The 24,396-nt window shown below is 39.1% G+C and carries 21 protein-coding genes and 3 tRNA genes; 6 read left to right on the top strand and 18 right to left on the bottom strand.

Annotated features, from left to right (window positions below; translation table 11 throughout):
• Positions 1 to 65 precede the first annotated feature (65 nt).
• The 9 genes from FJQ98_RS00555 to pabB all read right to left on the bottom strand — a co-directional run bounded on the left by FJQ98_RS00555 (position 66) and on the right by pabB (position 7,999).
• Positions 66 to 338 carry a hypothetical protein gene (locus FJQ98_RS00555; RefSeq protein WP_053594139.1) on the bottom strand — a complete coding sequence of 91 codons (273 nt, stop codon included), beginning with the start codon at positions 336 to 338 and terminating at the stop codon, positions 66 to 68.
• A gap of 249 nt (positions 339 to 587) precedes the next feature.
• Positions 588 to 2,090 (bottom strand): lysine--tRNA ligase, encoded by a 1,503-nt coding sequence (gene lysS, locus FJQ98_RS00550; RefSeq protein WP_198926864.1) that lies wholly within the window; start codon positions 2,088 to 2,090, stop codon positions 588 to 590.
• Between the two features lie 184 nt (positions 2,091 to 2,274).
• Positions 2,275 to 3,315: a tRNA dihydrouridine synthase DusB gene (dusB, locus tag FJQ98_RS00545; RefSeq protein ID WP_053594137.1), complete on the bottom strand. Its 1,041-nt coding sequence runs from the start codon at positions 3,313 to 3,315 to the stop codon at positions 2,275 to 2,277.
• 102 nt (positions 3,316 to 3,417) lie between these two features.
• Positions 3,418 to 3,939, bottom strand: coding sequence for a 2-amino-4-hydroxy-6-hydroxymethyldihydropteridine diphosphokinase (gene folK, locus FJQ98_RS00540; RefSeq protein WP_053594136.1), 522 nt, complete (start codon positions 3,937 to 3,939; stop codon positions 3,418 to 3,420).
• Positions 3,939 to 4,304, bottom strand: a complete 366-nt coding sequence (gene folB / locus FJQ98_RS00535) for a dihydroneopterin aldolase (protein WP_053594135.1) — start codon at positions 4,302 to 4,304, stop codon at positions 3,939 to 3,941. The genes folK and folB overlap by 1 nt, the downstream gene beginning before the upstream one ends.
• A complete protein-coding gene (gene folP / locus FJQ98_RS00530; protein WP_053594134.1) occupies positions 4,304 to 5,158 on the bottom strand; it encodes a dihydropteroate synthase in 855 nt (284 codons plus the stop codon). The genes folB and folP overlap by 1 nt, the downstream gene beginning before the upstream one ends.
• 13 nt (positions 5,159 to 5,171) lie before the next feature.
• A complete protein-coding gene (gene pabC, locus FJQ98_RS00525) occupies positions 5,172 to 6,011 on the bottom strand; it encodes an aminodeoxychorismate lyase (RefSeq protein WP_053594133.1) in 840 nt (279 codons plus the stop codon).
• Positions 6,012 to 6,593 carry an aminodeoxychorismate/anthranilate synthase component II gene (pabA, locus tag FJQ98_RS00520; protein WP_053594132.1) on the bottom strand — a complete coding sequence of 194 codons (582 nt, stop codon included), beginning with the start codon at positions 6,591 to 6,593 and terminating at the stop codon, positions 6,012 to 6,014.
• Positions 6,590 to 7,999 (bottom strand): aminodeoxychorismate synthase, component I, encoded by a 1,410-nt coding sequence (gene pabB / locus FJQ98_RS00515; protein WP_053594131.1) that lies wholly within the window; start codon positions 7,997 to 7,999, stop codon positions 6,590 to 6,592. The genes pabA and pabB overlap by 4 nt, the downstream gene beginning before the upstream one ends.
• Positions 8,000 to 8,327: 328 nt before the next feature.
• Here pabB and FJQ98_RS00510 point away from each other — a divergent pair, with 328 nt between their 5' ends.
• Positions 8,328 to 9,176, top strand: coding sequence for a copper amine oxidase N-terminal domain-containing protein (locus FJQ98_RS00510; RefSeq protein ID WP_053594130.1), 849 nt, complete (start codon positions 8,328 to 8,330; stop codon positions 9,174 to 9,176).
• A 158-nt stretch (positions 9,177 to 9,334) separates the two neighbouring features.
• Here FJQ98_RS00510 and cysK read toward each other — a convergent pair whose 3' ends face one another.
• From cysK to FJQ98_RS00465, 9 genes are all read right to left on the bottom strand, one after another.
• Positions 9,335 to 10,264, bottom strand: coding sequence for a cysteine synthase A (gene cysK, locus FJQ98_RS00505; RefSeq protein ID WP_053594129.1), 930 nt, complete (start codon positions 10,262 to 10,264; stop codon positions 9,335 to 9,337).
• Positions 10,265 to 10,529: 265 nt separating this feature from the next.
• The gene (locus FJQ98_RS00500; protein ID WP_053594128.1) at positions 10,530 to 11,501 is read right to left on the bottom strand and encodes a peptidyl-prolyl cis-trans isomerase; all 972 of its coding nucleotides are present in this window, start codon (positions 11,499 to 11,501) and stop codon (positions 10,530 to 10,532) included.
• Positions 11,485 to 12,366 carry an Hsp33 family molecular chaperone HslO gene (gene hslO, locus FJQ98_RS00495; protein ID WP_053594127.1) on the bottom strand — a complete coding sequence of 294 codons (882 nt, stop codon included), beginning with the start codon at positions 12,364 to 12,366 and terminating at the stop codon, positions 11,485 to 11,487. Before hslO ends, FJQ98_RS00500 begins: the two co-directional genes overlap by 17 nt.
• 21 nt (positions 12,367 to 12,387) lie before the next feature.
• Positions 12,388 to 13,155: a type III pantothenate kinase gene (locus tag FJQ98_RS00490; RefSeq protein WP_053594126.1), complete on the bottom strand. Its 768-nt coding sequence runs from the start codon at positions 13,153 to 13,155 to the stop codon at positions 12,388 to 12,390.
• A gap of 804 nt (positions 13,156 to 13,959) precedes the next feature.
• Positions 13,960 to 14,793 carry an aldo/keto reductase gene (locus FJQ98_RS00485; protein ID WP_082340016.1) on the bottom strand — a complete coding sequence of 278 codons (834 nt, stop codon included), beginning with the start codon at positions 14,791 to 14,793 and terminating at the stop codon, positions 13,960 to 13,962.
• A 165-nt stretch (positions 14,794 to 14,958) separates the two neighbouring features.
• The gene (gene ftsH / locus FJQ98_RS00480; protein ID WP_053594125.1) at positions 14,959 to 16,983 is read right to left on the bottom strand and encodes an ATP-dependent zinc metalloprotease FtsH; all 2,025 of its coding nucleotides are present in this window, start codon (positions 16,981 to 16,983) and stop codon (positions 14,959 to 14,961) included.
• A gap of 556 nt (positions 16,984 to 17,539) precedes the next feature.
• The gene (gene hpt / locus FJQ98_RS00475) at positions 17,540 to 18,082 is read right to left on the bottom strand and encodes a hypoxanthine phosphoribosyltransferase (RefSeq protein WP_053594124.1); all 543 of its coding nucleotides are present in this window, start codon (positions 18,080 to 18,082) and stop codon (positions 17,540 to 17,542) included.
• A gap of 64 nt (positions 18,083 to 18,146) precedes the next feature.
• Positions 18,147 to 19,553, bottom strand: coding sequence for a tRNA lysidine(34) synthetase TilS (gene tilS, locus FJQ98_RS00470; protein ID WP_053594123.1), 1,407 nt, complete (start codon positions 19,551 to 19,553; stop codon positions 18,147 to 18,149).
• 28 nt (positions 19,554 to 19,581) lie between these two features.
• Complete coding sequence (locus FJQ98_RS00465; RefSeq protein WP_201406595.1) at positions 19,582 to 21,975, bottom strand: SpoIIE family protein phosphatase; 2,394 nt, start codon at positions 21,973 to 21,975, stop codon at positions 19,582 to 19,584.
• A gap of 569 nt (positions 21,976 to 22,544) precedes the next feature.
• Here FJQ98_RS00465 and FJQ98_RS00460 point away from each other — a divergent pair.
• The 5 genes from FJQ98_RS00460 to FJQ98_RS00440 all read left to right on the top strand — a co-directional run bounded on the left by FJQ98_RS00460 (position 22,545) and on the right by FJQ98_RS00440 (position 24,109).
• On the top strand, positions 22,545 to 22,733 hold the full coding sequence (locus tag FJQ98_RS00460) for a hypothetical protein (RefSeq protein ID WP_143114703.1): 189 nt from the start codon (positions 22,545 to 22,547) through the stop codon (positions 22,731 to 22,733).
• Between the two features lie 149 nt (positions 22,734 to 22,882).
• Positions 22,883 to 22,957, top strand: a tRNA-Gly gene (locus FJQ98_RS00455).
• Between the two features lie 10 nt (positions 22,958 to 22,967).
• A tRNA-Met gene (locus tag FJQ98_RS00450) sits at positions 22,968 to 23,044 on the top strand.
• Positions 23,045 to 23,049: 5 nt separating this feature from the next.
• Positions 23,050 to 23,121, top strand: a tRNA-Glu gene (locus FJQ98_RS00445).
• A gap of 736 nt (positions 23,122 to 23,857) precedes the next feature.
• Positions 23,858 to 24,109, top strand: coding sequence for a hypothetical protein (locus FJQ98_RS00440; protein ID WP_053594121.1), 252 nt, complete (start codon positions 23,858 to 23,860; stop codon positions 24,107 to 24,109).
• Positions 24,110 to 24,396 lie beyond the last annotated feature (287 nt).

Raw genomic sequence — 24,396 nt, 5'->3', positions numbered from 1 at the left:
TAATAGTATGTTCTCTTTAATGGATGCTTAATTAAACTTCAATATTAAAGAGCCTACTATTTTAATTAATTGTTTTGTTTACCAACTATATCTAGGCACCAAGAGAAATTATCCCACGCTGAATACCAGCCGCTGAAAACTTCGGAAGAATCATCCCAACGGACGTCGAATTTCCTCTGACCGTTTATATCCACTAAATATAAAGTAAGGGTCGCATCTAACTTAGAAACTGCTAATTTCATACCATTTTCAAGTTCTTCTTCAGTTAATGGAACATCTGAAACTGAACGTACCTGCGCCTGTTCAAATACTTGTTTGTTAATGATTTTATAATTCATTATAAACCCCCAATAAAACTTCTGTTAATGTCTATTTCTACTTTATCTACAAATCATAGAACTCTAAAAGTATACCCTATATTCATTGACCATTTAAACTATCTTCTTAATTCTTTTCAATTTAAACTTTTCGAACATTAACCAAGTCATACTAATTCATCGCTCAAATGCAAAACAGGAGCCTTAGTGCTTATCCTGCACCTCGACTCCTGCTTATTAACGATTGCCCGAATAAAGCAATTCTTTTTTCTATTTAGTAATATGACGCATTGTTGGGAATAATAATACGTCACGAATTGATGGTGAATTTGTAAGAAGCATGATTAAACGGTCGATACCAATACCCAATCCACCTGTTGGAGGCATACCGTATTCTAATGCTTCAATGAAATCATTGTCCATTTCGTGTGCTTCATCATTACCGGCAGCTTTTTCAACTAACTGAGCTTCAAAGCGCTCACGTTGGTCAATAGGATCATTTAGTTCTGTAAAGGCATTTGCATGCTCGCGTCGAACGATGAATAGTTCGAAACGGTCTGTGAAACGCTCGTCCTCTGGGTTTTTCTTTGCTAGAGGTGAGATTTCTACTGGATGACCATAAACAAATGTAGGCTGAACAAGCGTTTCCTCAATCTTTTGCTCGAAGAACTCGTTAATAATATGTCCTACCTCATGTGTTTCTTTAACTTCTACTCCATGCTCTTTAGCAAGTGCTTGAGCTTGTTCCTTCGTCATAGGTTGCCAGAAGTCTACACCTGTAGCTTCTTTTACTGCGTCTACCATATGAACTCGTTTCCAGCCTACAGCAAGATCAATTTCATCTTCACCGTATTGAACTGTAGTAGTACCTAAAACTTCTTGAGCTACATGGGCAATAAGGTTTTCTGTTAGAGACATAATATCTTTGTAGTCTGCATAAGCTTCATATAGCTCTATCATTGTGAATTCAGGATTGTGGCGTGTTGAGATCCCTTCATTTCGGAAAACACGACCAATTTCATACACTTTCTCTAATCCACCAACAATTAGACGTTTCAAATGCAGCTCAATAGCGATACGCATGTATAATTCCATATCAAGTGCATTGTGGTGTGTGATAAATGGACGAGCCGCTGCACCACCAGCTATTGTATGAAGCATTGGTGTTTCTACTTCTAAATATCCTGCGTTATCTAAATAGTTGCGAATAGCACGGATAATTTTAGAACGTGTAATGAATGTTGTTTTACTATCCTCATTCGTCATTAAGTCTAAATAACGTTGACGGTAACGTTGTTCAACATCTTGTAAGCCATGGAATTTTTCTGGCATAGGGCGTAGCGCTTTTGATAAGAATGTAAATTCTTCAGCTTTTACTGAAAGCTCTCCCACTTGTGTTCGGAATACATTACCACGAATCCCTACGATATCTCCTAGGTCAGCTTGTTTAAATAATTCATATGCTTCTTCGCCAACGTGATCCTGACGAACGTAAATTTGAATTTGGCCACCTAGATCTTGAATATGTGCAAAGCCAGCTTTTCCTTTACCACGTTTCGTCATAATACGACCCGCGATAATCACCTCTTGTAGGTTTTCCTCTAGCTGCTCTTTTGTTTGATCTGCAAATTGTTCACGTACTTCTGGTGACAAATGCGTACGTTCAAAACGACTACCAAATGGATCTTGACCATTTTCTCGAATAGCTGTCATTTTTTGGCGTCTCACCAAAAGCTGATCATTTAATTCTTCTATGTTTGACACTTGTTTCACTCCTTATTAAATTGTCCGTGTTGCGTTTACGTCCATAATATTTCTATTGTACACAATTTTATTGCCGTAATCATCTGTTTCGGTTTAATTTCCATAACAGAAGAAATGATTAACAATTCTAAAAATTAAAGTTCGCAGAAAAATAGACGTCTCAAAACAAGCAATGAGACGTCTATTCAATATATTAAATAATTAATTCTTTCTCTTCTGGTACTATTAATTTAGATTCGCGTTCTTCATATTCTTCTACAAGTCCATTTAATAGTGCACGAAGATCTGACGCAGTTTCTGTTTGGTTGATCGCATTACGAGCCTTACCGTTACCGCGAATACCTTTTAAATACCACGAAGCATGTTTACGCATTTCACGTACTGCCACACCTTCGCCTTTTAATTGCATAAGGCGTTCAAAGTGAAGTAAACACACATCAATTTTTTCACGTACACTCGGCTCTTCCTTTAACTCACCAGTTTCTAGGTATTGAACCGTACGATAAATCATCCATGGATTACCTAAAGCAGCGCGACCAATCATTACTGCATCTACCCCAGTAGTATCAAGCATACGTTTTGCATCTTGAGGAGTTTCTACATCACCATTACCAAGCACAGGGATATTTACATTTTCCTTTACTTGACGAATGATATCCCAATTTGCTTTACCTTCGTACATTTGTACACGTGTACGTCCATGAACAGCTATTGCTGAAGCACCAGCACGTTCAGCAGCTTGTGCGTTCTCAACAGCAAAGATATGCTCGTCATCCCAACCAATACGCATTTTTACGCTGACAGGTTTTTTTACAGCATCTACAACAGCCGCTACCATTTCATATAATTTATTCGGGTCTAAAAGTAAACGAGCGCCCGCTTCACATTTAATAATTTTATTAACTGGGCAGCCCATATTAATATCGATAATATCGGCAGTTGTATTTTCATCTACATACTTGGCCGCTTCCACTAATGTGGACTTATCACCACCGAAAATTTGCAATGAAAGTGGATTTTCACGCTCATCGATATAAAGCATGCCTAGTGTTTTTTCGTTCTTCTGGACAATCCCTTTATCACTAATCATTTCTGCATATACTAGCCCTGCTCCGAATTCCTTGACAGTTAAACGGAAAGCAGAGTTACAAATTCCAGCCATTGGCGCTAATACGACACGGTTGTCCATGACAATGTCGCCAATTTGAAACGGCTTCTCAGTTGTCTGACTCAACGTTGTTTTCCTCCTTCTAGAGGTTTTCAACTGTTCCTCTATATAAATATCTATCGTTAATGCTTTGCATCTGCAGGAGGCTTTAACTTGAGGATTAGAAATCTAATGAACGGACTGCATCATTTTCAGCTCCGCTGATGCTTGCCATAAAGTTACGCCTTCCTCTTCACAATCCATCTGTTGCAGTATATCATGTGCCCTTTGCAGTTGTTTTCCAACTGGTGCAGACGTAATTTCTATCAATGGTACCAATACGAAAGCTCGCTCATACATTCTTGGATGTGGAACAATTAAGCTCTCTGTTTCAATATTTTCGTGATTGTACAGCAGAATGTCAAGGTCTATGATTCGAGGGCCCCATCGAAATTCACGCACACGCCCAAGTTCACTTTCAACCCATTGGCAAATTTTCAGCATTTCGGAAGATGAATAACTCGTTTTAATATGAACAGCAATATTTAAAAAATCTGCTTGGTCAGTGTAGCCTACAGCAGCTGTTTCATAAACAGAAGAAATGTGTACAACTTCAATTTCCTCTTTGCCCTTTAAAAGGGTAACAGCATATTGTAGGTTTTCAAATCGCTCTCCCATATTTGTACCGATCGATAAATACACATCATTCATTAGTAATCACCTCTCGTTACCTCTACCGATACTTCTTTATAATAGCCATGGATTGGTGGGTCTGGTTTAATAAGCTCCACGCGAACACCCTTAACCTTTTCTGAGTATGTCTCTAAAATACTGTTTGCTATTTTGGATACAAGTGCTTCAATAAGCTTGAACGGCTCGCCTTCCACGATATCACGACATAACACATAAACCTCTGCATAGTTCACCGTATAATTCAAATCATCAGTTTCTCCAGCCTTTGTCATATCTACGGCAAGTGAAACATTGGCACGGAAGCGTTGACCGAGTGTCGTTTCTGCAGCTAAAACACCGTGATAGCCGTAAAACTGCATATCCTTTAAATGAATATAGTCCATCACGCTTCCTCCTTATAATTTCGTTTACCAACTAATATATCAGCCATATGTGTAGCTCGTGCCATTTCCTTTACATCATGCACACGAATCATATGACAGCCCTTTTCAATACCGTAAACAACTGTTGCTCCCGTACCTTCTATACGCTCCTCAACAGGCAACTTCAAAACATTACCAATCATTGATTTACGCGAAGTAGCTAGCAAAACAGGATAACCCATTGCTACTAAATCCTCTAAATGCTGCATCATTTCTATATTTTGCGCTGTAGTTTTGGCAAAGCCAATGCCTGGATCTAAAATAATATGGTTATCAGGGATACCTGCATTTCGAGCAATAGCAATACTCTTCTCTAAGTCTGCCTTTGCTGTCGTCCAGAAATCAGTACCATAATCGGTGTTGTCTCGATTGTGCATTAAAATAATCGGTACATTTAAATCTGCAGCCACCTGAGCGATCTCAGATTCAGCTTTCGCTCCCCAAATATCATTAATAATATGCGCACCAGCTTCAATAGCCGCACGAGCTACGTTCGCTTTATACGTATCAACCGAGATAACTGCCTGCACTTCAGCTACTAACGCTTGAATAACTGGCACAATTCGTGCAATTTCATCTTCATCAGAGATACGTTCATAACCTGGCCTTGTTGATTCTCCGCCAACATCAATAATTTTAGCACCTTCAGCTACCATTTTTTTCGCTTGCTCTACAGCAGCTTCGACGTTATTAAACTTTCCTCCATCTGAAAATGAATCCGGTGTGACATTTAAAATACCCATCACAAAAGTTTCTGCTGTATAGTCTAACGTGATACCGTTGATAGTTAATGTTGTTGTATATTTTTCTAGCATGTAAACTCTCCTTCTATTCTTGTTCCACTTCATTGACAAATGCTTCATGTAAACGCGAATAAACAGGCCCTTTATTGCCTAATAACTGCTTGCTCTCTAAGTTAAGAATTGGAACAAGCTCTTGTATAGAGTTAGTAATAAAGCACTCTGAACTTTGCTCTACATCCTCTTTAGTAAAAAAACCTTCTCTTACCTTGATCCCTAGAGATTGTGCTCGCTCAATTACCCACGCTCGGATAATTCCAGGTAAAATACCAGTCTCTAAGGAAGGCGTATATAGTATATCATCTTTCATCCAAAAGATATTTGATGTTACACCTTCAGCAACAAAGCCATCTTCCGTTAAAAAGAAGCCCTCTTGTTGCGCCAGAGATGGCATCTCAAAACGCCCAAGAACGTTATTGCCATAATGGTGTGATTTCACTCGAAGCCCTTTTTCAGGAGTATTACGCGGTGTTACAAGCCATTGTGCGTTTTTTTCCATACCTCGAGGTGTATCATGTAATTCTTTGCGAAAAACAATAACATTCGGTTGTCTATATTCAGCAGGCTGCAAACCGATACTATGCTCTCCAGCTGAGACATTTATACGGAAATACCCATCCTGTCCATTGGCCTGTTCATTTAATAGCTGAACAACCTTCAGTACATCCTCGTCAGTATACGGCATATGAATACGATATTGAGAAAGCGCAGTTTGCAACCTTTCCATATGTGCTTCCCAACAAAATACCTTGCCCTTATACGTTCGAAACGTTTCAAAAAAGCCTAACCCATATAAAAATCCATGATCAAATGGTGAAATGCGCAAATCCTGCGCCGCTATGTAGTCTCCATTCATCCAGCACAGCATTTACTTCGCTCCCTCAACATACAAATCTATAAACTGACGTAGAAGCTTTTTACCTTGTTCTGTCATAATCGATTCAGGATGGTATTGCACGCCCTCGATTGGATAATCCTTATGACGAACACCCATAATTTCGCCTTCTTCTGTCCATGCCGTCACTTCAAAACATGCCGGTAATGTTTCTTTTTCTACAATTAAGGAATGGTATCGAGTAGCATCGAATGGATTTGGCATCCCCTTATGCAAACCTATTTCAGCATGTAACACAGGTGATGTTTTACCATGCATCAAACGCTCAGCTCGAATGACATTCCCTCCGAATACTTGAGCAATGGCTTGATGGCCAAGACAAACGCCTAAAATCGGAATATTTCCCGCGAAATACTTAATAATGTTCAGGCTTTCACCCGCTTCATTTGGGCTGCATGGGCCTGGCGAAATAACAATCATATCTGGTGCAAGCTGCTCAATATCTTTCACCGTTAATACATCGTTTCTTTTGACCACTAATTCATGACCAAATTCCCCAAAATACTGTACAAGGTTATACGTAAAAGAATCGTAGTTATCAATCATTAAAATCATTTTGCTCGCTCCTCTGCCATTGCCTTCGCCTGCCACATCGCCTTCGCTTTATTTAAAGATTCTTGGTATTCTCTTTCTGGAACAGAATCAATAACAATGCCTGCTCCCGCCTGAATATGTGCTACTCCATCTTTAACAAATGCTGTACGAATGACAATATTAAACTCCATATCACCTGTGAAGCCTAGCCAGCCAATTGAACCCGTATATAATCCTCGTCTTACAGGTTCTAACTCTTCAATAATTTCCATCGTACGGATTTTCGGTGCACCTGTGATCGTCCCTCCTGGGAACATGGCACGGATAACGTCTGCATTCGTTTTCCCTTCAGCTATTTCTCCTCGTACGTTAGAAACAATATGCATCACGTGTGAATAGCGTTCAATCACCATGAACTCATCTACTTCAACCGTTCCAAATGTAGATACTCGTCCTAAATCATTGCGCTCTAAATCAACAAGCATTACATGTTCAGCACGTTCCTTGTCGTTATCAATCAATTCCTGTGCTAATGCTAAATCCTCCGCCTCGGATTTTCCTCTTGGTCGTGTGCCAGCAATCGGTCGAGTAGACAACTCATTACCATGACGCTTCACCAAAAGCTCGGGTGAACCAGAAACGACAGCAAAATCCGGTGCTTCTATATAAGCCATATAAGGTGAAGGATTAAATGCACGTAACGCTTCATATACATCCATTGCAGTTGCGTTTAACTTTTTAGATTGACGTACTGACAAATTCACTTGAAATACATCGCCTTGCGCTATGTATGTTTGGATTTTACTTACCGCTTCTTCAAAGGCAGTCCCTGCAAATGATACTAACAATTCACTTTCGTCATTTACTATTTCTACAGCGCTTGTTTTTTCAAATTTACGTGTAAGCAATCCTTCTTGCGCGGCCTCTTGCCACACAGTAGCCCATTCCTCCAAATCCACATTACAGTCTGTTAGCTTCATAAGGGTTACTTTATTTGTTTCCACATCGTGTACTGCCCAGCAATCAAAAATATAAAAATAGATATCCGGTATTTGTAAATCATCTACAGCAGTATTAGGTAACACTTCAATTTTACGAGCGTAATCGTATGCAACAAACCCAATAGCTCCACCTTGAAAAACAGGAAGCTCAGCATTATATGAAACGTGATATTTCTCCACTAAGTCTTCCAGTAAAGCAAGGGGATCACCATTTAAATTTTCAGCCTTACCATTTCTCCACTTTACAAGTAAACCATCCTCGACTGATTGTGCCGTAGCCAACGGATTCCAAGCAGCTATCGTAAAATTCCCACCGCGACCACTTTCTAAAAATACATGTGCTTGTTCTGCATCTATTTGCTTCTTATAACTATAAAAAAACGAGTCTGCATCCATCGTTATTGTTTTCGTAAGTATCGTCTTCAAGTTGCCATTCCCCTTCAAGTCATATGATGTGATTCCATCTTAACTTGAATATTGCTTTGAAGCGAATATTTTTCAATTGCCACGCAATATTTAACTTCTTGCAGCAAATGTTTTCTGTAGCGAAAGCGAAGCGTCAGCTACAAATGTTTTCTGTAGCGAAAGCGTAGCGACAGGTACAGAAGTCTCCCACCTCTATTGGTGATGATCCATTTAATTCATTATATGTATTTCTACTTATTGTCTAAAAGAAGGGCTTTTGCTATATTTATAGTAAATAGAAATATTTACTAATTGTGTATATTTATTTTATAAAAAGGAGCTGTTATTATTGAAAAAGGTTTTTTCAGGAATTTTTCTTGCAATGATACTCATGCTGACTTCTCTACCTGCATATGCAGCACATAGTACTATTAAGATAGATGGTGTTGTCATTACTACAGATGCTGCACCAGAAGTTAAGAATAATCGAACAATGGTGCCTTTGCGTGTTATCAGTGAAAATTTGGGAGCAACAGTAAATTGGACAGATTCAAAAGTAACACTAACAAATAATAAAATGCAGATAACATTAAAGCCGAATAGCAACACCGTCATAAAAAACGGTAAAACAGAGTTACTTGATGTCAAACCATATTTAAAGAACAATAGACTATTTGTTCCTATTCGATTTATTGCAGAGACCTTTGGTTGTCAGGTCAATTATCAAAATTCCACAGTAACAGTGAATACTGAGCCATTGGTTATGAACAATGTAAAAGTAAAAGCTATTCAATATGAATACCACATGACAATGGGTGGGGTCGTACAGCAGATCCAAGGGAACACCTATAATAAAGCCTTATCTAAAGTTTTCACTGAAAATAAAGGAAAAATTGTTGATGCCCCTACTAACTATTCATGGCAAATTAATCTAGACGATCCAGGTTCCTATTATAAACTTGGTCAATATAATTTTATGAGTCATGAAAATAAAAGCATTCAACAGTTTGACCTTTATTCTTTAAATAAACCCTTCTCAGATGAAGAATTGAAAGGATACCCAGAAGTATTAATTCATGATGTCACTGCAGATAAATGGTATTTATTCACTGATAAAGCACTTGAATCTATTAATCAGTTAATTAATACTGCCACTAACAATGGCTTCGTAAAAGTTTTAAGTAATACAGTTGTATAGTGAAATCTATCCTAATCATATTTTTTGAACTGCTCCATAGGTGTTAGTTATACCGCTAACATTTACGGGCAGTTTTTTTATTATCCATTATGCCTCGGCACAATAGATAATAAAAAAAGACTCCTCGTTAAAGGAGTCCTTACATACAAATAATTAGATTAGTCTTCAAATTGATATAAAGGTGTTGATAAATAACGTTCACCATTAGAAGGCACGATTGCAAGAACATTTGAGCCCTTACCTAAACGTTTTGCAGCTTCAATTGCAACATGAATAGCTGCACCTGATGAAATACCACATAAGATACCTTCTTCACGTGCTACTTTACGAGCTACCTCAAAAGCAATCTCATTTTCAACTGGGGATACAGAAGAATATACATCTGTATCTAACACTTCAGGTACGAAGCCAGCTCCGATACCTTGAATTTTATGAGGTCCTGGTTGACCGCCAGAAAGTACTGGTGAATCTTTTGGCTCAACAGCAATAATTTCAATATCTGGATATTTCTCTTTTAACACGGCACCCGCACCCGTAATTGTACCACCTGTACCGACACCAGCAACAAATGCATCTAATGTTAAACCTTCAAATGCTTCTACAATTTCTGGACCAGTTGTTAAACGGTGAACAACTGCATTGGCTGGGTTCGTGAATTGTTGTGGTAAGAAGTAGCCATGCTCAGCAGCTAATTCCTCCGCCTTAGAAATTGCACCTTTCATACCTGCTGGTCCAGGTGTTAATACAAGCTCTGCACCATATGCACGTAATAAGTTGCGACGTTCTAAGCTCATAGTTTCTGGCATTACTAAAATCGCTTTATAACCTTTAGCTGCAGCAATCATCGCAAGACCAATACCTGTATTACCAGAAGTAGGCTCAATAATTGTACCACCTGGCTTTAATGTATCATCTTTCTCAGCCGCTTCAATCATCGCTAAAGCTAAACGATCTTTTACTGAGCTGCCCGGGTTGAAATATTCTAATTTCACATAAACAGTACCTTCGTTTTCACCTGTTGCATGATTTAACTTTACAATTGGTGTTTTACCAACTAATTCAGCTACTGAGTTCGCTAATCTACTCATTTATCAATCCACTCCTAATCCCTACTATTTTTATAGGTTTTACTTATTTTGATTTTATCAATTTTTCCATTCGATTGTCAATAAATAAAACTTATATTTTCAGAATATTTATTGCAACCAATCTAAACGAAGGTAATCAAAAAAATCCGCTTAATATCCTAGGGTAGCCGTTACTCTGTTGACGCCAAACGTCTGCAGGATTTTCCTGGCTCATTTTCCCGCAGATATCTTGCAGATTTTTCAAGCTCATTTTCGAAGCAATCTGTTATTTACCTTTTTTTGCCTCTCCGTAATACCAAGTTGCATTGAATTCAGACCAAAATGCTTCTGGTGTAACAGATTGTGGCACTTGCTCTAACGCAAGCTCACGTTCAATATGTTCTTTCACATCGTCATATGTAAAGGATTGCCCTTCTATTATCTCTTGAACTTGTACAATGCCGTAATGACCGTTATCAAGCTTAAATGCTTTACTAACCTCTCCTGCTTTTAAAGCCTTCGCTGCATTTAAAATGGCAGGATCGATATTCGCCTGTTTTTCTGTGAGGAAACCGATATCTCCACCTAAGCTAGCTGACGCGCTGTCTACTGAGATTTCACGTGCCAACACTGAAAAATCAGAGGCTTTTTTTATTCCACTTACTGCTTCCTCAGCGCCTTTTTTGGATTCCACCTCAATAAAGTTCGTACGATAGCTTGTTTTCGTATTGTACAGTGCCTGATTTTCCTCATAATATTTTTCAATACTGCCTTCTTTTATAACTACATCCTTTGTCAGTACCTTATCTAAAATAAGCTGTGAGCGAATTTTTTGTTGCAACTGCTCAGCTGAAAGATTTTGCATTGCTGTATCAAATTTATCCTGAGCAGAACGCATTAAAGCTAACTCTAAATCAATCTCTTTATCCGTTACTTGTATTTTAAATTTTTTAGCTGCCTTATCCATCACAGATTCATTCACTAAATTTTGTAGTGTCTCTTTACCATAGCGTTCTTCCATGGCAACCATCCAATCTTGACGTGTGATAATATCTCCGTCAACGGCAGCGACTTGTTCGTCGCTACCAATTTCATGACCTTTATTTGGGATTAACCAAGCAATAATCCATAAAATATTTCCTAATAACAAGATTACAATGACTGTTAAAGCAGGTTTTGTCTTTAAACGGCGTTGCGAAAAGGGCGTTTGGTTGGGCGTTGTAGCAGATGAAGGTCGTCGATTACGCGTTGAGCTCATCGATAAATCCTTCTAGCTCTTCTTTTGAGAAATGGTATGTTTCTAAACAGAAGTGACATTCTGCTTCTGCTCCGCCATCCTCTTCAATCATTTCTCGAATTTCCTGTGTCCCTAACCCTAAAATCGCTGCACCAAATCGCTCTTTTGAACATTGACATTTAAATTCTACCGGCATGGAATCTAAAATTTGTAGATGGCCTTCTCCTAATACAGCTTCTAAAATTTGCTCTGGTGTAAAGCCTTTTTCAATCATTTTTGAAACAGGCTCTATAGTAGCAAGATGTTGTTCGATTTGATTGATTGTCTGTTCTTCACAGCCTGGCATTAATTGAAGAATGAATCCTCCAGCTGCAAGAATTGTGTTATCTGGGTTTACTAAAACCCCTAATCCAACTGATGAAGGCACTTGTTCTGAAGTAGCGAAATAGTAAGTAAAGTCCTCAGCAATTTCACCTGATACAATTGGCGTTTGTCCAGAAAACATGTCTCTTAAACCAAGATCTTTTACGATTGTTAATGCACCCTCTGTTCCAACACCTGCTCGAACATCAAGCTTGCCGTGCTCGTTTAAATCGAAATGAACGTGAGGATTTGTTACAAAGCCACGCACTTCACCATGCGCATTACTGTCAATCACCATTGGACCGATCGGACCGTTCCCCTCAATTTTAATGGTGATTTTTTCTTCACCTTTTAACATGGCACCCATCATCACAGCAGCAGTCATAGAACGACCAAGGGCTGCCGACACAACAGGCCATGTATGATGACGACGTTGCGCTTCTCCTACCGTTGCTGTTGTACAAGCTGCAAAAACACGAACCTGTCCGTTGAACCCTAAACCTCGTACTAAATAGTCTTTCATAAATGAAATGTCCCTCATTTCTTATTGATTGCGTTTATATAGCTTATATAAGCCTTTTAATGTTAAAAACGGGTCGACTATATCAATAGCTTGCGTCTCCCCAGCAATTAAATTTGCTAATCCTCCAGTAGCAATAACTAAAGGCTCTTCCTTACTTTGTGCTTTCATGCGATTAACAATTCCCTCAACTTGCCCAACAAAGCCATAAAAAATTCCGGCCTGCATCGCGGATACAGTTGTCTTTCCAACAATATGTGTAGAGCGCAAGATTTCAATACGTGGTAATCTAGCTGCCTGTGTATAGAGCGCCTCCGTTGAAATCGAAATACCTGGAGCGATAGCACCGCCCATATAATCGCCCTTTTCGTTTAAGTAACAATATGTTGTGGCAGTACCAAAATCAACAATAATCAGTGGTGCTTTATAAACATCAAGAGCTGCAATAGCGTTCACTATGCGGTCTGAACCAACTTCACGTGGGTTTTCATATTTAATATTCAATCCTGTTTTCACACCTGGTCCGACAACGAGCGGTTTTTTACGAAAATACTTTTGACACATCGCTTCTAACGAAAACATGATTGGTGGTACAACAGAGGATATAATAATGCCTGTAATCTGTTCAAATGAAATGCCTGCATGATTAAAGAAAGATAAAACTTGCATTGCGTATTCATCTTCTGTTTTATGAAGGTCTGTCACCATACGCCAATGGAAGGCCAATTGATCGTTTTCATCATAGACACCTAATACGATATTCGAATTTCCCGCATCTAAAACTAAAATCATGATTGATGCCTCCTATTTATTGCCCCTCATCGTAATTGTACCTGTCACTATGTGATTGATACAACTAAAACAATGCATACTCATGCACAAAAAATCAAGATCCGCTGAAAAAAGTTAACACTTTAGAAAATGATACCATACTTTTATTCCTATGAAATAGCATTCACTCACTCCAAAAAGGAGCCACCCACATCTTAGGTAGCTCCTTTCAAATTAAATTTAATTCCTATCACCAAAACGTGGGGTTGATTTCCGCTTCGCTGCGCTCCAGGGTCTCGGGCCAACATGATGTTGGTCACGAAGGCGTTATCACAGGATGTGATGGTTTTAGCCTTCGTTCCCCTATTGCTGATCCCCAAGGAGTCGCCCAGCCTCCACTTCGATCAACCAATCTACTTAGTGTTTATCTTCTGGCAGGGCACTCTATTTATAGTTATAAAAAACTTCAACAAAAGGTGTTTTTGTGCGAAAGCGTAGCGTTAGCAATAACAGGTCTACAATTACTTCCCTGTTATAGGTCGCAATATTATTCACTTATGAAATGGATAATATTTTATAAAAGTTCTACGCTACCGCTGATTGGAGTGGAAGGCTACTCGACTCCCGTGGGAAAGCGAGACAGGCGAGACCCTGCACGGAGCGCAAGCGAAGGAAGCGGCTCGACGCTCGCCCACAGGAAGCTCTGCTCTGCGCGAAAGCGAAGCGTCAGCGACAAAGCGAGTAGCCTGGAACGGAAATCAACTTCACTTTTTTGTATGAAATTTATTTGAAAGGAGATACCCCTCTTAGGTAGCTCCTTTCATATTATTTAAAATTAAATTTTTCTGGGTCTGGTCCGCAACGTAATCCATCATTTAATGCATCTAACTGAGCCATTTCGTCCTCTGTTAATGCAAAGTCAAAGACAGTTAGATTTTCCGTCATACGTGCAGGAGTCATTGTTTTTGGAATAGTTACTACACCATGCTGAACATCATAGCGTAACACAATTTGTGCTGGTGTTTTGCCATATTTAGAAGCTAGCTGCTGAATCAGTGCTTCTTCCAACAAAGAACCATTCATTAGTGGTGACCATGCTTCTACCTGTATTCCTTTTTCCTTACAATATGCACGTACTTCCTCTTGAATTAAGTGTGGATGAAATTCAATTTGATTAATAACAGGAATAACTGATGTTTCCTTTAATAAATTTTCTAAATGGAGAACATGGAAATTACTAACACCAACTGAGCGTACACGTTTATCCTGATAGATCTTTTCAAGCGCTTTATAAACATCAACATAATTTGTATCTATACCTGGCCAGTGAACTAAATATAAATCTAAATAATCTAATCCTAATTTCGCTAAACTACTATCATAAGCTGCAAGTGTTTCTTCATAGGAGAGTCCATCATTCCAAACCTTTGATGTTACGAATAGTTCTTCACGTGTTACTAAGCCCTCGTCAATCGCTGCACGAATACCTCGCCCAACACTTTCTTCATTGCGATATACTTGCGCAGTATCAATGCTACGGTAACCTTTCGCAATAGCCGTTTTTACCGCTTCAGCCAAGTCATCCCCTTCAGGTACTCGAAAGACGCCATAGCCGATTAACGGCATTTCTAGACCATTATTCAATGTTACGTTTCCCACATTTCAACACTCCTATCTGTTTTGGCTCTATTTAACACTTGTTAAAAATCTTATAGAGCCTCTATTACGCATTTGCGTAAGATAATATCTATATCCTAATACCTAATACTGAAAAAAGGCAAAGAAAAAGACTGCTTACTAAAATCGTAAACAGTCTTTCCCATATTAATCACGCTTTTCATCGATACCTTTTGGTGTATCATTTGGCTCTCTGCCCTCTTTAGGTAAATCAGCTGTTGTTGGATTCGGCTCATTGTTAAGCAATTCTTTTTTAACAACTGGTTCACCAACTACATCTAATGTTGGTTGAGCTTCAGCTTTGGGAGCTTCTTCTACAACCGTTTCAGCCTCTGGTTCCGGTAAGACACCGTGATCACGTAAATGTTCGATTTCTTGCGCATTCAATGTTTCTTTTTTCATCAATGTGTTAGCAACTAAATCAAGTAATCCACGTTTTTCAGTTAGGATTCGTTTAGTACGCTCATATTGTGAATCAATAATTTTTTGCATTTCTTTATCAATTTCATAAGCGACTGAATCAGAATAGTTTTGATCTGAATTAAAGTCACGACCTAGGAATACATTACCACCCTGACTTGACCCAAACTGCATTGCACCAAGATTTTCACTCATACCATATTCAGTGACCATGGCACGCGCAATACTAGTTACCTTTTGGAAGTCGTTATGTGCCCCGGTAGATACTTCACCAAGTACGATTTCCTCCGCCACACGACCACCAAGAAGTCCTGCAATACGGTCTAGTAACTCTTGTTTTGTTGTGAAGAAACGTTCTTCCTTCGGTAACATAATCGCGTAACCTCCAGCTTGGCCACGAGGGACGATTGTTACTTTGTGTACTGTATCTGCTTCATCTAACTCTAAACCAACAACTACGTGCCCAGCTTCATGGAAGGCTACAAGTTTCTTCTCTTTCGCTGAGTAAACGCGGCTAGCTTTTGCTGGACCAGCAATTACTCGGTCAGATGCCTCATCGATATCTGCCATATTAATTGTACGTTTGCTTTTACGAGCAGCCACAAGTGCTGCTTCATTTAACAAGTTCTCTAAATCGGCACCTGAGAAACCTGGTGTACGTTGTGCAACAGCTGCTAAATCCACTGTATCTGATAAAGGTTTGTTGCGCGCATGTACTTTTAGAATTGCTTCACGACCTTTTACATCAGGATGTCCTACTGTAATTTGACGGTCAAATCGACCAGGACGTAATAACGCTTTATCTAAAATATCTGGGCGGTTTGTTGCAGCGATAATAATAATACCTTCGTTTGCCCCGAAACCATCCATTTCAACTAACAATTGGTTCAATGTTTGTTCACGCTCGTCATGGCCACCACCAAGACCTGCGCCACGTTGACGACCTACTGCATCAATCTCATCAATAAAGATGATACACGGTGCGTTTTTCTTTGCATTTTCAAATAAGTCACGAACACGTGATGCACCGACACCGACAAACATTTCTACGAAGTCAGAACCTGAAATCGAGAAGAATGGTACGCCTGCTTCACCCGCCACTGCTCGTGCAAGTAATGTTTTACCTGTACCAGGAGGACCTACGAGTAAGATACCCTTTGGAATACGAGCACCTATTTCAGTAAATTTGCGGTGATCTTTTAAGAAATCAACAACCTCTACAAGCTCAGCTTTCTCTTCATCAGCACCCGCTACATCTGTAAAACGAACTTTTTTCTTCTGGTCGTCATAAAGTTTAGCTTTACTTTTACCAAAGCTCATCACTTTATTACCGCCACCTTGAGATTGACTCATTAGGAAGAAGAATAAGAAAATGATAATGATGAAAGGAATAATCCCTGTAAAGAACTGAATCCATCCACTTGTTTCTGGTGCTGTTAAATATTTAATATTACTATTCTTATCCTTAGCAGCCTCATCGATGCGTTCCATTAAAGATTGGTTATCACGAGGGAGGTTTGCAGTAAAGCTTTCCCCTTTTTCATAACCCTTCAGTGTACCTTCTACGATGTAAACTGATTTATCAGGTTGAATTGTAGCACTTGTTATTTCTTTCTTATCTAGAGCTTCTTGGAACTCATAATAAGATAACTCTTTCGTTGGTGCGTTACCACCATTGAAAGTACCAAAAATACCGATAATCACTAAGAAAATCAGTAAATAGAATATGGTATATCGAAATATTCGATTCATCTCCAGCCTCCTCATTACAAACAGAAAAATTATAAGTAAAATCTTAACATATCATGATTTCATCATACAACGAAAAGCCCTACTTTAAAAAAGTTTCGTCCGATTTTTGTCGAAATCGAAACATATTTATGCATTTATTTAACTATATCCCAGCGTAGCTGTACCAGTTACTTTATCTTGATACAGTTGAACAATGTGCCTAGATTTTTGAATTATGTTAAAAAAAGTTCATTCCCATACGGTTGATTTCCGTTCCGACTGAGCGCTTTTCTTTCCTGAGGGCGTCCGATGAGCCGCTAGGGCAATAGATGTTTTTTGCGCGAAAGCGAAGCAGCAGGGCGTTGGTCACGAAGGTGTTATCACAGGACGTGATGCTTTTCCTCATCTGTGACGCTGACCCCCAAAAGTCGCCAGCCTCACTCCAATCAACTTATATACATGGCAAACGTTTTAACAAATCTCATCCCTAACCTTTGGTGATGAGAAAAAAATCTATGACCTTCGCTAAAGGTTTTCACTTTTCATAACTGGTGTTCTTTCGTTAACTTCTTACTCGTTAGAAAGAATAGACTGCTGGCTTTAAAATGCCGATATATGGTAAATTACGATATTTTTCTGCGTAATCTAAACCATATCCTACAACAAAACCGTCTGGAACTTCAAAACCAACATAATCAGCAGCTAAGTTTACTTTACGACCTGATGGTTTATCTAACAATGTAACGATTTTGATGGATTTTGCTTTGCGGTATTTAAATAGGTCTACTAAATAGCTTAAAGTTAAGCCGCTATCAATGATATCCTCGATAATTAATACGTCACGCCCCTCAACGCTTGTATTTAAATCCTTTAGAATCTTTACTTCGCCTGACGAAACTGTGGCATTGCCATAGCTAGAAACATCCATAAAGTCTAGCTCAATGAAAGAATCGAAACGTTTCATCAAGTCTGTCATAAAAGGCATTGCCCCTTTTAGAACACCAACAGCTAGCGGGAATGAATCTTTGTATTCCGCTGTCAATTGTGCACCTAAATCAGCGATTCTTTCTTGCAATTGTTCTTCTGTAATCATAACTTTTTCGATGTCATTTTGTAACATATCGATTCCTCCTCGTGTGTATAAAAAATTTTTCAACCATTTGCTGTGAAATTTTACAAAGACCTTAGTCTACGATGAGCACTGTATCATCGTTTGGTTGTGGAGTGGTTGAAAAAAGCATTCCCATACGCACACCAATTACCGCTACGACCTCATCATATTGAGAAATCAGTAACGGCCAGCTATTTCGCTCATTTAAAGGAATCTTTTCATCTATAAAAAGGCGAGATAAGCGTTTTGGCTGATCCATTCCTTTTAACAGCATTCTGTCCCCTTCCTTACGTACCCTAACATAGAGTGGAAGTTTGAGTTTGCTAGCGTTAAAATAAAAAATTTGTGCAGTATCCGTTAGCATTTCAGATGATAAATCAGGCAACTTGACTACGCATAAACGTTCACCATTTGCCAGTGTTGTCCACCCATTAGCAGTCGCAATAATCTTTTTCTCAAGAGAAGCTTGACCTTCTAATGGGTCTTTCTTCTGAATCATTAACTTTCCGTAACGGCGAACTGCTATAAAACCTTCTGGCAAGTGAACCTCGGCATTCCCAGCTATCGTATCACAAAGCTTTGAAATTGAAGTCAATAAAGCATAACTTTGTATCGTATTTGAATCTTTGTAAATATAGTTTAATAGTATTAAAATGAGCCTCCTTTGTAAAGCAAGTGGTACCAATTGAAAAGCTTCAATTTCCATGCTATATGTATTTCCGGCTATTCTTTTTACTGTTCTAGAAAATACATCCTCCGCTAATGTCATTAAATAGGCATCATCTTCTTGCAATTGCTTTGTAAAATGGGTCACCTGCTCTGTTACTCTTGGGTTTTCTGCCTCCAATAAAGGCACCACATGATGTCTAAAACGATTGCGTACATAGGTGTCTTTAGAATTGCTAGCGTCTTCCCGATAATCCAAACCTTGTTTAAGTAAATATTCCCTAATTTCGGACTTTGTAACCGTTAAAAACGGACGAATTAATGATTTCCCTTTAAAAAAACGTTGTGAACGTATACCTTGCATACTATTTATCGTTGCATTTTTTGTCAGGGCCATTAATACTGACTCCAGTTGGTCGTCCGCATGATGTGCAGTTACAAGCTTGCTAGCATTTGTTTTTTGCATGACCTCTTTAAAATATTGATACCGTTCTCTACGACAAATAAGCTGTGTATTTCCATTCTCTAAAGCCATGATTTCTGGTATTGGAATAGCCTTTGCATGTAAGTATACACCATGCTCATCACAATATTTTTGAACAAAGGCTCTATCCTCAGCAGATTCTTCACCTCTTAACATATGATCAACATGTATGGCTTCTACTGTAATTCCCCATTGTCCTTTTGCTTTGACAAAATAATGGAGTAAAGCCATTGAATCTACTCCACCCGAAACGGCGACGAGAAGATGGTCGTCTTGTTGTAATAATTGCTCTTTTTCAATAAATAATTTGACCTTTAATTCAAGTGACAAACGCTTCTCCTCCCCTTTTCGTTTTCTATTATGATGATTTGCTCATAGAATGTTGAACTGGTCTAAACACAGCCCATGTAGGTACAACATGCGTAACCTCCAGCATCAATACAGTGCAATCGTCGTCAATGTCATAGTAAGATTGGAAAGATTGCATAATCGTTGTTAGTTTTTCCTGTATAGATTTAGTAGTGCCTGCTACCTGTTGTGCATACGCTAAAAATGCCTCCTCCTGCTCGTCCCAATCATCAACACTTGAAAATAATCCATCAGAGTGCATCAAAATTACATCGCCCGCTTTAAGCTTTCTTTTTTCAGCCTCGACTGCCGAAATGGATAAAAACCCTACAGGCGCTGCATTGCTTTCAACCTTCAGCACCTCTTTTCCACGTAAAATATACGTAGACATCCCCCCGGCCTTCCACGACCATAAATCACCGTGTTGTAAATCGACAAGGGCAAAATCAAGCGTTGCATACATATCATTTTGTTGTTTTAAAGACATGACATAATGCAACGTATGCATCGCAGTTTCTGGGTTCATATTGTAATTTAAGCATTCCCGCATTAAATGTATCAATTTTCTACTTTCATGCTGTGCTTCTTTACTCTGCCCCATACCATCTGACAATAAAATTGCAAATAGTCCAGGATGTAATTGAAATAATGCATGGGAGTCACCTGAATATAACGTCGCATCTTTAGACATGCTATATATATCATACTCTACTTCAAAGCTAATAGCTGATCTAAAGCTTACTTGAATGTGACGAAACGGTATATCACATGCTACTACTTTTTCAATTTCAAATGGTTCTTCAAAAATATCGTATAAAATTGGCAGTATCATCCGTTCAGCTAATGTCGTGTCTTCCTCCCAATCGACACGTGCTGGTGATAAGGCACAGACAATTTTTCGTGCTCCGGGCTTATTGCTTAGTACATCTAGTTGAAAACATTCAATATGCGCATCTTTTAATCGTTGCGTAATGTCCTTTTCTACACTGACGAATGAAATAGTCTCTTCTTTCATCTCCGCTATTAATTGATTTAGATGATTACTCATATCACGCAGCTGAAGTGCAATCATTTTCTTACCATGAAAATACTGTCCATTAATGCGCTCTCTATACAGCTCTGTTTCTAATTCTTCAAAAATTTTCGCTGATTTCACACATTTATAGCGTATTTGTTCTTCGACACGATGAATAGCGGATTCCTTTCCAACGCCTTTCATATGAAACCAGTCCGTCATAAGCTTGTCCATGCCGTTACTTTGCGCTCCCCAGCAGCGATCATAGCGGAAGCAGCTTAAACATGTATTCATTGGTGACACTTCCTTTACCTCTTCTACCGGGGCCGTCATAAAGCGCTCAAATACAAGCTCCTTCATAAATTGTACAAAATGCTGAAAATGCTCTAGTTTATACGTAACATGCTCTGTTAACCAATTTTGACGGGCAAGCAAGACCTCCTCACGCTGCGGAAACAGCTTGCCCCGCACCTTATCAGAATATTTTTTCGGGATAGTTAGAAAAACAATACTCCCAATAGCAATCGATGTAAAATAAACACTATCTAATGGCAATGTTGCATCGTAAAAATAAAAAAACACACTAGGCAAAATGCTGCCAATTGCTACACCAAATCTTCCAGCACGAGCCCCCATCCCTGCACACAACCCCGTTAAAGTTGCTACAGACAGCATACCTGTAAATGATAGTTTTGCAACACCTATGAGAGCCCCGAGCACGGCTCCAATTACCGTCGCTAATGGTACACTTCCTACTAATGCTCCGAAGCAAATTAATAGTTGTAACAAAAAAATAGGGAGTGAAAAATAGCTAATGACAACTGCTTGCATTCCTGTAAGTATAGCAGCAAATACAACTAATCCAGAGCCTAGCTTCTCATATGTCCAATGACTCGTAAACCATTCATAAGAATTAACAAACAACACTTGCATAAACAGCGTCATAGTAAGAGCTAAAGCTGCTTCACAACCTACATAAAATTGTACAAGCACCGGTGGTAAGCCTTGATACATAACCCCTTGCCACATCATCTGTACAAGCAGTACCGCTAAAGAGACTGCAATACTTTGTGGTAGCTGCCAATAGCGGAAGCGCATAATACATTCATACATAGCGATTTGCAACGCTAAAATGAAGACTTGTCCAAAGCCAAGAAAAAAACACCCTATTAAACCACCAAACAAAACATATTTGGCATATTCCTTATACTTCGTTCGAATAATTGCCCAAAAAGGAACTGAGAAAGGTACAGCCGCTTCAAATACAACAGACTGAGCTAAAAAAAAGGATGTTAAAAAAAATAGAGAGCCGATCAGCAATTGCCTTTTCTTAGCTCCTAATTTTTGGTCATCTACATTTGCTGTGTTATACCATTCAATACTCGTCATTTCACTATCCCCTTTCTGCACTTTTGGCTATTATAAAAAATTATGTGCGGAAAGATTGTCTGACTGTGACTAAAAAAAATATAAAGATTTCGACGAATACATATACATAAATACGAGAAATGGCAACAATTTCTACAAAAACGATAAGCTGTACAAGCTTAGAAACATCGCTTTCTATGTAATTAGTTTTTAAAATTCCGAAAATTTACGCAAATCAGTTCCACTGTCGTTACATAAGATACGTTACAAAATCTATGCCATGAGAGGTCTAGTGCCCTTTCTACCTTTTCTTTTTCATTGATCGATGTTCCCTATTTCGTCAAAATACTATAGTCAGCAGTTATGCTGATACTTTTCTACTTAAGAACAAAAAGTTTGATAAATTCCCCATTAAAAGGGATCATCACCAAAATTTGTGGATAACATTTGTTAAAACGTATGCCATTTATCTTCATTCAGTAGAAGACTCCTACCTTTGAAGGTGGTGAGATGGGTGAAGATGTGGTTCCTTTTCAGTGAGTCCAAACACCTTTGATAAGAGTTGATCTTCGTTCCGACCGGGCGACTCCTTGGGGATTAGCGTCACAGACGAGACCCTGCAGCGAAGCGGATGTTTTCTGTGCGAAAGCGTAGCGGCAGCAACAATGTTTTATCTGCGCGAAAGCGAAGCGTCAGCGGCAAATGTTTTCTGTAGCGAAAGCAAAGCGGCAGCTACAAAGCGCCTAGTCGAAACGGAAATCAACCACACGTTATGGTGATGAGCTATCAAAAGATAATACTCCCTCTTTTTGTTAGCAAATCTTTAAATAATTAATAAAACTATATATTTTTATTAATTTTTTTCAAAAAACTACTTGACGTTAGGAACAATGGCTTGTATTATTTATCTTGTTGCTTAAAACGAAATGCGGAAGTAGTTCAGTGGTAGAACACCACCTTGCCAAGGTGGGGGTCGCGAGTTCGAACCTCGTCTTCCGCTCCATAATTGTCACGGCGGCCTAGCTCAGCTGGCTAGAGCGTACGGTTCATACCCGTAAGGTCGGGGGTTCGATCCCCTCGGCCGCCACCATAGTAGGCCCCTTGGTCAAGTGGTTAAGACACCGCCCTTTCACGGCGGTAACACGGGTTCGAATCCCGTAGGGGTCATCTCAAATAGGCGTCTCAGAATTATTTCTGAGGCGCCTATTTTTTTGCGGTTAATAGAATAGTGCAGCAGCCTTTTAAATTATAAGCATACTAGAAATGCCATATTTACTTTGTTTTTTTCTGTCTACAAAAATAAACTTCGTGACCAACATCGTGTTGTTGTTGCTTTCGCACAAAAAACATTTGTTGCCCAAGCGGCCCATGAAAGCGCCCTGTCGGAACGGAAATCACCCATATGGTGATGAGGCAAAAAATATGGCATACTAATAATGAAAAGAACGTTTGAGACTCCCACCCATAAAGGGACAAGCTGACTAATGTCAGTGGGATTCCTGAGTAACTAAGCGTTCGCAGTCCATTTCTGTTTTGAACAGCTCTCAAGATTGGGGTATCCCATTACCTCTCCCTATCCAGTGCATATAGCAGATAGGGCTACGCTACTGTTACCATAGCGTATAGTTGGTTCGTTCGATATGTTTTAGCGTCTTTTTCATGACGACACATATTGTTTTACCGATAGCATGAATTAGGCTATCGAACCTTATACAATATCCAATTTTCAATGAACGAGCGTATTTTATAGACTTTTACTTGTCTATACATGAAGTATAACACCCTTTCAGACAATTAAGGTACCTCTTGTCTGACCTCACTTTCATCCCATGTCTAAAGACGGGCTACACCCTGCATGGGCTTTCTCGTTTGGAAAATCTGTAAACTAGGAGGTTTATTTCCTTTGAGTTCATTAACAAAAGCTGCTTTAATTTGTGGAAGTGGCTCTATGATTATTCTCGTATCCATTCTTATTAATTTACCATTTGCTGTACAAATTTTTTTACTCCTCACTGGACTAGCGGTTAGTGTATATGGTGTGTTTTTACTTGTCAAAATGGTTGTTTACCCAGTCGAAAAGTCTTCAGAAGCGCCTACTGAACAAGCACCAGTGCCAGCTCCTAAAAAGAAAAAAAGACCGACATCCACGTTGTAGGAAGTTTCATAGATCCTTGTTATTATGACTTATAGGTAGATGAGAAGTATGCAAGGATTCATGATGCAGGTCAGTTAGCCGTTATCGCATGGATGCGATGATTTTAGGCTAACATCCTTTTTAAGCACTCCTTTCCGATTTCCGTGACATCCGCCAGAGGCTTTAACTTCTTTCGGCGGATGTTTGTACACCCGCTGAAAAGTAACTTAGACCCGCATTCATTTTTACCTGTCGCTACGCTTTCGATACATAAGACATTTGCTGAAATAAGTTAAAAAAAGGGATTA

It is taken from the genome of Lysinibacillus agricola (assembly GCF_016638705.1).
GTDB lineage: Bacteria > Bacillota > Bacilli > Bacillales_A > Planococcaceae > Lysinibacillus > Lysinibacillus agricola.
The sequence above is the reverse complement of the archived record's forward strand: the minus strand, read 5'-3'. Positions and strand labels throughout refer to the sequence as shown.

What these genes read in the sequence shown, in the direction of transcription:
- FJQ98_RS00555 (WP_053594139.1), bottom strand. Translation starts at nt 338, where the DNA reads ATGAATTATAAAATCATTAACAAACAAGTATTTGAACAGGCGCAGGTA.
- folK (WP_053594136.1), bottom strand. Translation starts at nt 3,939, where the DNA reads ATGAATGATGTGTATTTATCGATCGGTACAAATATGGGAGAGCGATTT.
- folB (WP_053594135.1), bottom strand. Translation starts at nt 4,304, where the DNA reads ATGGACTATATTCATTTAAAGGATATGCAGTTTTACGGCTATCACGGT.
- folP (WP_053594134.1), bottom strand. Translation starts at nt 5,158, where the DNA reads ATGCTAGAAAAATATACAACAACATTAACTATCAACGGTATCACGTTA.
- pabC (WP_053594133.1), bottom strand. Translation starts at nt 6,011, where the DNA reads ATGCTGTGCTGGATGAATGGAGACTACATAGCGGCGCAGGATTTGCGC.
- pabA (WP_053594132.1), bottom strand. Translation starts at nt 6,593, where the DNA reads ATGATTTTAATGATTGATAACTACGATTCTTTTACGTATAACCTTGTA.
- cysK (WP_053594129.1), bottom strand. Translation starts at nt 10,264, where the DNA reads ATGAGTAGATTAGCGAACTCAGTAGCTGAATTAGTTGGTAAAACACCA.
- FJQ98_RS00500 (WP_053594128.1), bottom strand. Translation starts at nt 11,501, where the DNA reads ATGAGCTCAACGCGTAATCGACGACCTTCATCTGCTACAACGCCCAAC.
- hslO (WP_053594127.1), bottom strand. Translation starts at nt 12,366, where the DNA reads ATGAAAGACTATTTAGTACGAGGTTTAGGGTTCAACGGACAGGTTCGT.
- FJQ98_RS00490 (WP_053594126.1), bottom strand. Translation starts at nt 13,155, where the DNA reads ATGATTTTAGTTTTAGATGCGGGAAATTCGAATATCGTATTAGGTGTC.
- ftsH (WP_053594125.1), bottom strand. Translation starts at nt 16,983, where the DNA reads ATGAATCGAATATTTCGATATACCATATTCTATTTACTGATTTTCTTA.
- hpt (WP_053594124.1), bottom strand. Translation starts at nt 18,082, where the DNA reads ATGTTACAAAATGACATCGAAAAAGTTATGATTACAGAAGAACAATTG.
- FJQ98_RS00465 (WP_201406595.1), bottom strand. Translation starts at nt 21,975, where the DNA reads ATGACGAGTATTGAATGGTATAACACAGCAAATGTAGATGACCAAAAA.